Source organism: Amycolatopsis sp. Poz14 (assembly GCF_006704225.1).
In the GTDB taxonomy this organism is placed as follows: domain Bacteria; phylum Actinomycetota; class Actinomycetes; order Mycobacteriales; family Pseudonocardiaceae; genus Amycolatopsis; species Amycolatopsis nivea.
The window spans coordinates 129,926-142,247 of sequence record NZ_JACLHD010000001.1; the positions used below are offsets into that span (position 1 = coordinate 129,926).

The following is a 12,322-nucleotide window of genomic DNA, read 5'->3' on the forward strand; positions in this document are numbered from 1 at the left end:
CGTCACAGCGCGGGGCCGAGCAGCGCCCCGGCTCCCAGGTCAAGCAGTTCGGCGGCCAGTTCCCGGCCGAGCTTCTCCGCCTCGCCGATCCCGGCGATCGCGGACGCCCGCACCACGTCGACGCCGCCGTTCTCGCCTTCGACGGCAGCGGTGCCGCGCAGCGAGATGCGTTCCACCACCGCGCCCTCGTCGTCGAGGTCCTCGACGATCTCGGCGAGCGCGCCCACCGGCGCGCTGCACCCGGCTTCGAGCGCGGCGAGCAGAGCCCGTTCGGCCGTCACCGCGACCCGCGTGCTCTCGTCGTCCACCGCGGACGCGAGCAGGTGCTCGATGTCCACGTCGGCGGCCCGGCACTCCAGCGCCAGCGCCCCCTGCGCGGGGGCGGGCAGCATCTGGATCGGGTCGAGGGTTTCGGTGATCTCGTCCACCCGGCCGACCCTGGCCAGTCCGGCACGCGCGAGCACCACGGCATCCAGCTCGCCGTCGGTCACCTTGCGCATGCGGGTATCGATATTGCCTCGGATCGGCACGATTTCCAAACCGAGACCCAGCGCGCGCAGCTGCGCCATCCGCCGGGCCGCGCCGGTGCCGACCTTCGCGCCCGGCGGAAGCTCGCCGAGGGTGAGGCCGTCGCGCGCGATCAGCGCGTCGCGCGGGTCCTCGCGCGGCGGCACCGCGGCCAGCACGAGGCCGTCCTCGGGCGCGGTGGGCAGGTCCTTGTACGAGTGCACGGCGACGTCGATCTCGTTGCGCAGCAACGCTTCCCGCAGCGCCGAGGTGAACACGCCGACCCCGATCTGCGAGATCGGGGCGCTGGAGAGGTCGCCGGGGGTGGTGACGGTGACGATCTCCACCTCCGCCCCGGTGGCGCGGATGGTGTCGGCGACGATGCCGGTCTGCGCGAGGGCGAGCTTGCTGCCCCGCGTGCCGATGCGAATGACTCTGGTCACTTACCGCTTCTTCTCGGATTCCGGCGCTGTCGGGCTCGCCACGGCCGCAGGAGCCTGCGGGTCGAGGCAGAACAGTTCCCGCAACGCGTTGGCGTAGTCGGTGTCGGCCGTCTCGGCGGCCAGCTGCTTGACCCGCACCGTCGGCGCGTGCAGCAGCTTGTCGACCACGCGGCGAACCGTGCGGCCGACCTCTTCGCGAACCTGGCTGTCGAGTTCCGGCAGCCGGTTGTCCAGGCGGAGCAGCTCCGCGTCCACGACCTCGGCCGCGCGCCTGCGCAGCGCGGTGACCGTGGGCGTGACCTCGGCACTGCGCTGTCCGGCGAGGTACTCGCGCACCTCGTCGAGCACGATGCCGTTGGCTTTGGCGGTCTGCCGCTCGGTGGTCGGGGCTCCGGCGTCGCGCATGCGGCGCTGGATCGTCTCCAGGTCGACCACGGTGACGTCGGCGAGTTCGGCGACCGCGGAGTCGACGTCCTTGGGCAGCCCGAGGTCGCAGACGACCAGCCGCCGGCCGGCGCGCGCGGGCACGTGCCCGGCGAGGAAGACCGCGTCCTGCGCACCGGTGCACGCCACGACGAGATCGGCCAGTTCGACCGCGTCCGCGAGTTCAGTCAGCGGCACCGAACGAGCCGGGATCCCCTCCGCGACGACCTTCTCGGCCAGCCGGGCGGCGTTGGCTTCGGTGCGGTTGGCCACGGTGATCTCGGCGATCCCGGCCTTGCGCAGCTGGGCGGCGGCGAGCGCGCCCATCGAACCGGCCCCGACGATCAGCGCGTGCTTGCCCGCGATGTCCCCCGCGGCGGCCAGCGCCTCGGACACGACGGACGCGCCGAGCTGGTCGAGCCCGGTCTCGGAGTGCACGCGCTTGCCGACGCGCAGCGTGGTCTGGATCAGCTCGTGCAGTGTGCGGCCGACGGTGCCGGCGTCGCGCGCGGTCGCGTACGAGGACCGGACCTGGCCGAGGATCTGCGTCTCGCCGACCACCATCGAGTCGAGGCCCGAGGCGACGGAGAACAGGTGCTCGACGGCCGCGCCCGCGTAGTGCACGTACAGGCTGTCGTACAGCTCGGCGGGCTCCATCCCGGCCTTGCGGGAGAGCACCTCCGAGACGTCGTTGACGCCGCCGTGGAACGTCTCGACCACGGCGTAGACCTCGATGCGGTTGCACGTCGAGACGAGCATGACCTCGCTGATGTGCTCCGCCTGCTGCAGGTCGTGCAGGACCTTGGTCAGCTCGTCCGCGGGGATCGCCGCGCGCTCGAGCGTGCCGAGATCCGCACTGCGATGGGAGAGCCCGACCGCCAACACGCTCATTCAGCGCACCACCATTCCGAGACCGCCGTCCGTACCGGCGCCGTTTCGTCCGCTCCCATTGTCGGCGGGCCCGCCGGCGCCGGGTAACCCGGTATTCCCCCGGTTTTCCCCGGCGGATGCCGCGCTGTCGGCGCGCCGAGCCACGTGGAACGAGAGGATCTGCAGCTCGACGGCCAGGTCGACCTTGCGGACCTCGACGTGTGCCGGCACCTGGAGCACTACCGGCGCGAAGTTGAGGATGCACTGGACGCCGCCTGCTACCAGCCTGTCGCACACCGACTGCGCGGCGGTAGGAGGTGTGGCGATGATCCCCACGGAAATCTCCCTTTCGGAGCAAACGCGAGGAATGTCGTCCATGTGGGAGACCGGGAGACCCCCTACGGGAACGCCGATCAGATCGGGGTCGAGGTCGAAGAGCGCTTCGACCGGGAAGCCGCGGCCGGGGAAGCCGCCGTAGTTGGCGAGCGCGTGGCCGAGGTTGCCGATCCCGACCACCGCGACCCGGTGCTGCCGGGTGAGGCCGAGGATCCGCTCGATCTGGCTGACGAGCACCTGCACCTCGTAGCCGACGCCGCGGGTGCCGTACGAGCCCAGGTAGGAGAGGTCTTTGCGGAGCTTGGCGGAGTTCACGCCCGCCGCGGCGGAGAGTTCCTCGCTGGAGACGGTGGTCGCGCCCTGTTCGGCCAATCCGGAGAGGATCCGCAGGTAGACGGCCAGCCGGGCGACGGCGGCCTCCGGAATCTGCTTCGCGCGGACCGCGGTGTCCTCCGCATCGGAGACGGCGGGCATCTCGGCGGTAGGCGCGTTGTCGGCGTCCGGGGCGGGGCGGGAGGTGCGGGCGGCGCGACGGGTGCGGGGTTTGGCGTCGCTCTCCGCTTCGGCCTGGGTTTCGGCGGCGGCCCGGGTGCTCGCCCGACTGGCGCGGCCGTTGCTCTCGGAATGCTCGCCAGCGGATGCTCGGCTAGCGCGGCCGTTGCCATTGCTGGACCCGGCCCGGCCGTTCCCGGAGACGCGGCCGTTGCCAGCGGCGTGCTCGCCACCGCCAGCGACCTGGTCGTCCCCGTTCTCCGCACCAGTCGCCGAGTTTCCGTTGCGCGCCAAACCATTCTCGCTCACCGTGGCCCGACGGCGGCTGCCCGCGGCGTGCCGTCCACCGGACCGGCGCGCGGTCGGCGGAGCGGATTCGGCGGCGTCGGATTCGTCGCGGGGAGGCGTGGCCGGCGGTTCGGCACCGCTGCGCCCGCCCCGCTGTGTCACCACGCTGACTTCTCCTCAATCCGGCTTCGTGCCCGCGCTGTCCCCCACCTGCCTTGACCGGCAGTGGAAAACCAACCCTTGACCCCACGGCTTCCGTCCGGTTCGATGCCGGTCCTCGCGGGGACGGGTTCCTACGGTAGTCCACTTGTGAACGCATGCACAAAGTCACTGGTCATCCGCATGACCAGAAGCACAACGAAGCCTGCGGTCCGCCTGTAAGCGCACTTCCGATGACGATCTTCAGTTGCCTCGCCATCGGCCCGCCGAACGGCCAGCACCAACCTGCTGCGAGGCAGACTCAGCAGCCGCAAGCTGCGGCACGCCCGCACCCCGCGTTAAGACGCAACCCCTTCGGGTAGCGGCTAAGTTATCCAGTCGTTGCCGGGATAACAGCCACCAACCATCACCTTATTCGGGAGCAACTCGTGAGTCAGTGGCTGCTAGGCATCCCTTCCGTAGTTTTGATCGGCGGTTACGCGTACTGGTACTTCCGCAACTACCGCAAACGCCGCGACCAGTACGCCGCCGCGGCGGCCGAGCATGGTTGGGCCTACCAAGAGCGGGACCGCGACCTTCTCGGCCGTTGTCACGGGTATCCGTTCAACGATGGGCGGCGTCCTCGGGCTTGGCACGTCGTCACCGGAACGAACGGCGATCGCGAATTCACGTCGTTCGAGTACAGCGCCGTCTTTGGCCATGACGACGCTGAGTCAAGCGATCGCGCCGAGCGGCAGTTCACTCAGGTCTTCGCCCTCCAGTTACCTGGGGCGGCACCAGACCTGACCGTCCGGCCGCGCGGCATGCTCGGGCAGTTGGCCCATGGCCTCAAGACCAGCTCCAGCGGCGGTTCCGACTTCGATCGGAGTTGGGCGGTCGATGGGGCGCCTGCCGACCTCACCCCGCAGGTCCGGAGCTGGGTCACCACACACCGCCAGCCGTTCCGGCTTGTCGCGGGCCAGTTGTGGACGTGGGCAGACGGTCGCATGGACCTCGCCCGCATCGAACCGGCTCTCAATGACCTACACCAGCTCGCCGACGCGCTCAGCCGCCAACTGCCTCCGCCCCGCATCAGCTAGCGGCGGGCACCACGTCTGAGGCTGTCCCGGCTCTTCGCAGGTCTGGGTTCACACCGCGGTGAACGGCACCTTGTGCCATCCGGTCGCACCGTCCGGCACTGGGTCCGCAGGATGGTCGGTCTGCGTGTACCCGGACTGGTCCGTCGCCCGCACCGTCACCGTGTGGCTGCCCGGCGGCACCGGCACCTCGGCCCACCACATCCGCCACGTGTCCTTGTTGACCTCGGCCGAAAGCGTCGCCGGGACCCACGCGCCCTGGTCCACGCGTACTTCGACCTTCGCGATCCCGACGTGCTGCGCCCACGCCGTCCCCGCGACGCGGACCTTGCCCGCGCGCACCGACGTGCCGTCGCCCGGTGCGTCGATCCGCGATTCGGTCTTGATCGGGGCCTGTTCCGCCCAGCCGCGCTGCAGCCAGTACGCCTGCCGCGCGTCCCAGGTCGTGAACTCCAGGTCAGTGACCCATTTGGTCGCCGAGACGTAGCCGTACAGCCCGGGGATCACGATCCGCGCCGGGAAACCGTGCTCGACCGGCAGCGGCTCGCCGTTCATGCCGATCGCGAGCATCGCGCCGCGCGCCGGGTCGAGCGCGACGTTGGCCGGGGTGCCGCAGGTGAACCCGTCGACGCTGGTCGCGTACATCTGCTGCGCGCCCGCTTGCACGCCCGCCGCGTCCAGCAGGTCGACCAGGTCGACGCCGATGAAGTTCGCGGTGGAGATCAGGTCGCCGCCGACCTCGTTGGAGACGCAGGTGAGCGTCACCGTCCGCTCGATCAGCGGCCGGTTCCGGATGTCCGCGTAGGAGAAGCTCACCTCGCGGTCGACCATGCCGTGGATCTTGAGAGTCCAGTCCTCGGCCCGCACCTGCGGCACGACGAACGCGGTGTCGATCCGGTAGAAACTCCCGTTCGGCGTGATGAACGGCGGCGAGCCGAGCTTGTGGAAATCCGCGTCCGGCGGCAGCGGCGGGGCCTTCTTCGCGGCGACCAGCGGACCGATCGACGCGCGCGAACCGGTCGCGCTGCTGGTGGTGGACACGACCTCGCCGACGATCGCCGCCACCCCGGCGCCGGCCGCGATTCCCGCGCCGCGCTGCAGGACCTGGCGACGACTGAGCCCTTGCCGCGGTTCGGTTTCCGCAGGCAGCGCGCGTTTGTGCAGCCAGCTGAACACCAGCAGCGAAGCGCCCAGCGCCAGCACCGGAGACAGCAACGCGAGCTGTCCGACGTCCGTGCGCTCGAACACCGCGAAAATCCCGAACGCGCCGACCAGGACCACCAGCAACTGGCCAGGCAGCGCACGGCGGCGCGAAAGCTGTCCGGCAAGCACCGCGAACGCCAGCAGCACCACGGCCAGGCCGATCTTGAGCACGGTCTTGTCGGCGGTCCCGATCGTCTGCTCCGCCCACACCACGACGGCGTGCGGGCTGTGCGCGATGACGAAGTCCGCGACCGCGACGAACGGCGACGCGTTGTACCCGACAAATCCGGCAATCAGATGCCCCGCGCCCAGCGCGACGGCCAGCGAGACCAGCCCGATAAAGGTCGCGATGCCCAGCGACAGGCGCGGCCGGACGGTCGGCGGGGCTTCTTTCAACGCACTCACCCCACCATCTTCGGCGGGTCCGGGCGGGTCCGGCCCGTTCAAAGCGCTTACGGGTTGCTTACCGCAGTGCCGCGCGCAGCCGTTCTTCCTCGACGCGCCAGTACCCGTGCTCGACCCCGTCGATGAGGATCACCGGCACCTGGTCGCCGTATTCGGCCCGCCATTCCGGGTCGCTGTCGACGTCCGCGGTCTCCCACGGCACACCCAGCTCGCCGCAGATCCGCGCGACGTCCGCCTCGGCCACGTCGCACAGGTGACATCCTTCGCGGCTCATCACGGTCACTTTGTGCACAGGATCAGCGTAGCTTCAGCCGGCGCAGCTTCCCGGTCGCCGAATGCGGCAGCGTCTCGGCGAACTCGACGGTGTGCGGCACCTTGTACCCGGCGAGATGCGCGGTGCACTGGTCCACCACCTGCTGCTCCGACAACGCCGCGCCCTCGGCAGGCACCACGACCGCCTTCACCGCTTCGCCGCTGCGCTCGTCGACCACGCCCACGATGGCCGCCTCAGCCACCCCGGGCAGCTGCGAGATCACTTCCTCGACCTCGTGCGGGAAGACGTTGAAGCCGTTGACGATGATCAAGTCGTTGGCCCGGTCGACCAGGTGCAGATCGCCGTCGGAGTCGAGGTAGCCGACATCGCCGGTCCGGAACCAGCCCTCGGCGTCCGGGCCGTGCGCACCGTCCGGCCAGTACCCGGAGAACAGGTTCGCCCCGCGCACCGACACCAGCCCGGTGCTGCCGCCCGCCTCGAACACGTCGTCCGGCTCCTCCGGATCGAGCGGCAACTCGTCCGCGGACCCGTCCGACTCCACCAGCCGCAGTTCGATCCCGGGCAGCGGCCGTCCGACCGATCCGGGCTTCGGATAGCCGGTGACCAGCGTCGACGTCACCACCGGCGCGCATTCGGTGAGCCCGTAGCCCTCGTACACGTCGACCCCGGCGGCCTCCCGGATCGCGGCGAGCACCTTGGGGTGCAACGGCGCGGCACCGGACGTCAGCCGTTTCACGGTCGCCAGACCGTGCGCCAGTTCTTCGGGGTCGAGCGCGGCGAATTCGTTGTACATAGCGGGCACGCCGGTGATCGCCGTGACGCCATGCTCGGCGCAGTCCTGGAGCGTCCGCCGGGCTTCGAAGCGCTCGGACAGCACCAGCGTCGCGCCGACTGCCGTGGCCATGAGCAGGCCGGGGCCGAGGCCGTAGACGTGGAAGAGCGGGATCGACACCAGCACCCGGTCGTCGTGCTCGGTCACGCCGTCCACTTGGGACAGCTGATCGAGGTTCGCCAGCAACGCGCGGTGCGACAGCAGCACTCCGCGCGGCGGACCGGTCGTGCCGGAGGTGTACGAGATGACCGCGATGTCCTCGCCGGAACGGCCGAGGTCGACCGGGTCGCCCGGCTCGTCGCCGCGCGGCGGCAGTCCGGCGATGCCGTCGGGCAACTCCGACTCGTCGCGCTGCACCACGCGTTTCGCACCGCAGTGCTCCAGCAGCCGTTCCAGTTCGGGCGCGGGGGCTTGCGGAGAGAGCGGCACGGCGATCGCGCCCGCGCGCAGCACCGCGAACAGGGCGACCGCGAAGTCAGCCGACGTCGGGAGCCGCAGCACCACCGGGTCGCCCGGCGCGACGCCGGCGGACACCAGCCGGCGTGCTTGCGCGTGCGCCGCTTCGTCGAGCTCTCGCCAGGTCAGCGTGGCACCCGTGCCCGTCTCGATGATCGCTGTGCGATCCGGCCAGCGGCTGGCCGCTTCGGCGAGCAGGCCGGCGACGCCGTGGGCGGTGCTGATCCGGTCCACCCCCACCCCTCTCGTTCCGTTGCGGATTCGTCATCTTGTCACCCGTAATGGGGATGCTGCGCGATCGTCGCACCTCTGCCTGACCGGGACACTACCTACTTCGCGGTAACAACACGTATGCTGCACTGCGTCGCCGGGTGGCGTTGATCACTACCGGGTGACCCGAGCAAGGGAGTCGTCGTGCCGAAGCCGCCGGTCCACGAGGGTGTGGGACACGCGCCGAGGCACGCCCGCACGCCCTCGGGTACGCGCCCGGCCGCACCAGGGACCGCCGGAGGTGCCGCCCGATGAGCCGTCCGATCACCCTGTCCGCCGCACCGCACCGCGGTCCGGTCTCGATGTTCGCCGACCGCGTGTTCGGCTCGCCCGCGGCCGCCGTGCCGCTGCCCAAGGCCGACGCCGAACCGGATCCCGCCGAGGTCGCGAAGGCCGAGGCGTGGGAACTGGTGCGGGCCGCGCAAGCGGGCGAGTCCTCCGCGTTCGGCCAGCTGTACGACCGGTACGTCGACGTCGTCTACCGCTACGCGCTCTTCCGCCTCGGCGACCGCGACCTGGCCGAGGACGTCACCAGCGAGACCTTCCTGCGCGCGCTGCGCCGGATCACGTCGGTCAGCTACCAGGGCCGCGACGTCGGCGCGTGGTTCGTCACCATCGCCCGCAACCTGATCCTCGACCACGTGAAGTCCAGCCGGTTCCGGCTCGAGGTCGTCACCGACGAGGTCGCCGAACCGGGCGGCGTGCCCGGCGGACCGGTCGGCCCGGTCGCCCAGGCAGGGCCCGAACAGCAGGCGATCGCGGGCGCGACCAGGGCCGAACTGCTGCGCTGCGTCGCCGAACTGGGCGAGGACCAGCGCGAATGCATCGTGCTGCGGTTCCTCCAGGGGCTGTCGGTCGCGGAGACCGCGCAGATCATGGACCGCAACGAGGGCGCGGTGAAGGCACTGCAGCACCGGGCGGTCCGGCGGCTCGCGCAGCTGCTGCCCACCGGCTTGCGTTGATCGTTCAACGAACAGCCGTAACTTTTTCGGCTTCTTAATCGTTTCTCACCCAGACCGGCGGTCAGGGCCGGGCGTTGGGTGGAGACGGAGCAGCACCGTGGGCGTGCCCGGGTGGTTTTCGCGTGGTCGGACCGAGAGCGAACGGTTCGACGACGCGATCGATGCTTCCCCCGGACAGCGGCCGGAAGAATTCGCCGAAGAGCTGGCACTGGTCGGCGCCCTGCGCGAACTGGGCCAGGCAGGCGCCCCCGATCCCGCCACCCGAGCCCGGATCCGCGCCGAGATCGAAGGCCGCATCGGCGAACCGCTCCCCCGCCGTCGATGGCGGCCGCGAATGGCCGACCTCGCCGCCGCGGGCATCGCGCTGATCCTCGGCCTTGGCGGGCTCACGCTGCTGCTTTCGCGAGACGCCTTGCCCGGAGACGCGCTGTACAGCGTGAAGCGAGCCGGCGAAGTCACGTCGCTCGGCCTGACCTTCGGCGACGAAGCCAAGGCCGAGAAACACCTGAAGTTCGCCGCGAACCGCGTCACCGAACTGGGCCGGATGAGCGACGCCAGCCCGTCGGCGTACCAAACCGCGCTGCACGATTTCAGCAGCGACGTCCGCGCGGGCGTGTCCGAACTCACCGAGCTGGCGACGACGAGCGGCAACCGCACGCGGCTGACGTCACTGGAATCGTGGGCGCAGAGCCAGTCGCGGCAACTGGAGTCGGAGCAGGCCGACGTCCCGGCGTCCGCCCTCGCGGATCTCCAGCAGGCACGCCTCCTGCTCGACCGGGTACAGCAGCGGACTTCCGCGCTGGGCTCGCGGCTGAGCTGCTACCAGATCACCACCGGCACCACGGACGAACTCGGCCTCCTCCCGGCGCGCGGCGCGTGCACCCAGCAACCGCTGTCGCCCGGCGGCTCCACGCCGACCAGCCCGCCGCCTGCTGCCGGGACGAGCGTCCCGCCGACGGACTCCCCGCTGCCGGTGCGCTCGGTCTCGTCGCCGACGCTGAGCGACCCGAGCACGCCGACCCCGACGCCGACGTCGCCCCAGATCCCGCACCCGCCGGTCCCGCCGAGCGTCCCGCCGCCGATCACCGCCCCGACCACACCCCGGATCCCGACCCGACCCGCACCCCCGCCAGTCGTCTCGATCCCGCCGCTGCTCCCCGGGCTCCCGCCGATCGTCATCGGCTGACGCCAAGGTCAGCGACATGCGTCACCCCGGAACGCAACCCCTGTCCGAGGCGCGGGCCACATCTCCAACGGGTGAGTCGCACGGTCGCTACCCTGTGCTGCAGGACCCGGTCGGCGTCGTCCGCCGGGACGTGCCCGAACCTGGAGGCGGTGTGCGTGTCAGCTTGGCGTGGCAAGGATAAGAGTCAGGAACTGGAGCGGCTCGCCACGCTCGCCGGAGAAGCGTCGGCGGAGGCCGCGTCCTCCTCGGCGCAGCTGGCGACGACGGTTCCGCCCGCGCCGCCGGACCTCACCGCGGGCGCCTTCTTCGACGTGGACAACACGATGATGATGGGCGCGTCGATCTTCTACTTCGCCCGCGGGCTCGCCGCGCGCAAGTTCTTCACCTCGGCCGACCTCGCCGGTTTCGTGTGGGACCAGGTCAAGTTCCGCATCGGCGGGCGCGAGAACAAGGCCGACATCAAGACCCACCGCGAGCGCGCGCTGTCCTTTGTGGCCGGTCGCACGGTCGAGGAGCTCACCACGATGAGCGAGGAGATCTACGACGAGCTGATGGCGGACAAGATCTGGTCCGGCACCCGCGCGCTCGCGCAGATGCACCTCGACGCGGGCCAGCGCGTGTGGCTCGTCACGGCGACCCCGATCGAACTCGCCGCGATCATCTCCCGCCGCCTCGGCCTCACCGGCGCGCTCGGCACGGTCGCGGAAACCAAGGACGGCGTCTACACCGGACGGTTGGTCGGCGACATGCTGCACGGCCGCGCGAAGGCCCACGCGGTCCGCGCGCTCGCGTCGCGGGAGGGCCTGAACCTCAAGCGCTGCACGGCTTATTCGGATTCGCAGAACGACGTGCCGATGCTGTCGGTCGTCGGCACCGCGGTCGCGGTGAACCCGGACAGCGGCCTGCGCGACGTCGCCCGCGCCCGCGGCTGGGAGATCCGCGACTTCCGCACCGGCCGCAAAGCCGCCCGCATCGGCGTCCCGTCCGTGCTCGGCGCGGGCGCGGTCGCGGGGGCGGTCGCCGCGGGGATGGCGTACCGCCGCCGCTGAAACCGGATCAGTCCAGCACCGCGGTCGCCTCGACCTCGACCAGCAGGTCCGGTTCGGCCAGGAACGCCACGCCGATCCCGGTCAACGGGGCCTGAATGCTGACGCCCAGCTTCTTCTCCGCCCGCTGCACGCCCTCGACGAACTCGCCCATCTTCTCCGGCGACCACTCGACGAAATACACGGTCAGCCGCGCGACATCCGCGAACGTGGCGCCCACCTCGGCCAGCGCCGCGGCCACGTTCAGGTAAGCCTGCTCGACCTGCGCGGCCAGGTCCCCTTCCCCGACGTGCCCGCCGTCCGCGGTTCGCGCGACCTGCCCGGCGAGGTACACCGTCCGCGAGCCGGTCGCGACGGACACCTGCCGGTAGAGGCCGACCTGCGGCAGCGAAGCGGGATTGACCAGGGTGACGGCCATGTTTCCTCCTGAAGATCCTCGGTCTTCAAAACATAGCATTGCAATGCTATAGAATGCCGCCATGGCGAGGGCGAAAGATCCGGCAGTGCGCACCTTGCTGCTCGAACGGGCAGCGCAGATGCTCCGCACCCGCGAACCGATCACCCTGCGCTCGCTCGTGACCGGCACCGGAGTGTCGACGATGGCCGTCTACACGCACTTCGACAGCATGGACGGGCTGTGGAAAGCCTTGCGGCAGGAGGGTTTTACCCGGCTGGCGCACCGGATGGCCGAGGTCCGCCAGTCCACCGATCCGGTACGCGACCACGCCGCGCTGATCTCCGCGTACCTCGGCAACGCGCTGGCCCACCCGGACCTGTACCGCGTGATGTTCGACGCCAACTTCGACCTGGAAGACGCCCAAGCCGCCGACGACACCCTCGAGTACCTGGTGCAAGCCGCCGCCCGCGGCCGCGACACGGGCCGGTACCGCGAAGGCCTCGACGCGCTCGAACTCGCCACGCAAAGCTGGGCCATCGCGCACGGCCTGGTCTCGCTGGTCGCGAACGGCCCCCTGCCGCGCGGCACGCTCGACCACGGCGCGGCCTTGCTGACCGCGCTGTTCGTCAGCGTCGGCGACGAACCGCGGCGCTGCGAACGCTCAGTGCGCCGGGGCTGGCGCCTGCCCGGCTGATGC

12 protein-coding genes are annotated in these 12,322 nt (G+C 70.8%); 5 read left to right on the forward strand and 7 right to left on the reverse strand.

All coding sequences use genetic code 11. The annotated features are described in order from the left end of the window. Positions 1-2 precede the first annotated feature (2 nt). From hemC to FKO37_RS00710, 3 genes are read right to left on the reverse strand one after another with little or no spacing between them, the layout of a single operon-like run. The gene (gene hemC, locus FKO37_RS00700; protein ID WP_238603461.1) at positions 3-950 is read right to left on the reverse strand and encodes a hydroxymethylbilane synthase; all 948 of its coding nucleotides are present in this window, start codon (positions 948-950) and stop codon (positions 3-5) included. Next, positions 951-2,264, reverse strand: coding sequence for a glutamyl-tRNA reductase (locus tag FKO37_RS00705; protein WP_238603462.1), 1,314 nt, complete (start codon positions 2,262-2,264; stop codon positions 951-953). Then, a complete protein-coding gene (locus FKO37_RS00710) occupies positions 2,265-3,053 on the reverse strand; it encodes a redox-sensing transcriptional repressor Rex (protein WP_037818914.1) in 789 nt (262 codons plus the stop codon). An 893-nt stretch (positions 3,054-3,946) separates the two neighbouring features. On the opposite strand from FKO37_RS00710, the gene FKO37_RS00715 reads away from it, so the two are divergent. Next, on the forward strand, positions 3,947-4,597 hold the full coding sequence (locus FKO37_RS00715) for a hypothetical protein (protein WP_037818839.1): 651 nt from the start codon (positions 3,947-3,949) through the stop codon (positions 4,595-4,597). 48 nt (positions 4,598-4,645) lie between these two features. On the opposite strand, the gene FKO37_RS00720 is transcribed toward FKO37_RS00715, so the two are convergent. Genes FKO37_RS00720 through FKO37_RS00730 form a run of 3 tightly spaced genes read right to left on the reverse strand, consistent with a single transcriptional unit; the run spans position 4,646 to position 8,004 of the window. Then, the gene (locus FKO37_RS00720) at positions 4,646-6,202 is read right to left on the reverse strand and encodes a molybdopterin-dependent oxidoreductase (protein WP_051729647.1); all 1,557 of its coding nucleotides are present in this window, start codon (positions 6,200-6,202) and stop codon (positions 4,646-4,648) included. 58 nt (positions 6,203-6,260) lie between these two features. Then, entirely contained in the window at positions 6,261-6,476 is a 216-nt protein-coding gene (locus tag FKO37_RS00725; RefSeq protein WP_037818910.1) for a glutaredoxin family protein, read from the reverse strand. A 22-nt stretch (positions 6,477-6,498) separates the two neighbouring features. Next, positions 6,499-8,004 (reverse strand): AMP-binding protein, encoded by a 1,506-nt coding sequence (locus FKO37_RS00730; protein ID WP_037818838.1) that lies wholly within the window; start codon positions 8,002-8,004, stop codon positions 6,499-6,501. Between the two features lie 281 nt (positions 8,005-8,285). Between FKO37_RS00730 and FKO37_RS00735 the strand changes: the two genes are divergently transcribed. The 3 genes from FKO37_RS00735 to FKO37_RS00745 all read left to right on the forward strand — a co-directional run bounded on the left by FKO37_RS00735 (position 8,286) and on the right by FKO37_RS00745 (position 11,231). Beyond that, positions 8,286-8,996, forward strand: a complete 711-nt coding sequence (locus tag FKO37_RS00735; protein ID WP_199818095.1) for a sigma-70 family RNA polymerase sigma factor — start codon at positions 8,286-8,288, stop codon at positions 8,994-8,996. Between the two features lie 97 nt (positions 8,997-9,093). Next, the gene (locus FKO37_RS00740) at positions 9,094-10,182 is read left to right on the forward strand and encodes a DUF5667 domain-containing protein (RefSeq protein ID WP_238603463.1); all 1,089 of its coding nucleotides are present in this window, start codon (positions 9,094-9,096) and stop codon (positions 10,180-10,182) included. A 140-nt stretch (positions 10,183-10,322) separates the two neighbouring features. Then, positions 10,323-11,231: an HAD family phosphatase gene (locus FKO37_RS00745; RefSeq protein WP_051729659.1), complete on the forward strand. Its 909-nt coding sequence runs from the start codon at positions 10,323-10,325 to the stop codon at positions 11,229-11,231. A 7-nt stretch (positions 11,232-11,238) separates the two neighbouring features. Here the strand turns inward: FKO37_RS00745 and FKO37_RS00750 are convergent, their stop codons facing one another. Next, a complete protein-coding gene (locus tag FKO37_RS00750; protein WP_037818834.1) occupies positions 11,239-11,646 on the reverse strand; it encodes a RidA family protein in 408 nt (135 codons plus the stop codon). Positions 11,647-11,707: 61 nt separating this feature from the next. Here FKO37_RS00750 and FKO37_RS00755 point away from each other — a divergent pair, with 61 nt between their 5' ends. Then, positions 11,708-12,319, forward strand: a complete 612-nt coding sequence (locus FKO37_RS00755; protein WP_238603464.1) for a TetR/AcrR family transcriptional regulator — start codon at positions 11,708-11,710, stop codon at positions 12,317-12,319. The last annotated feature ends 3 nt before the right edge of the window (positions 12,320-12,322 follow it).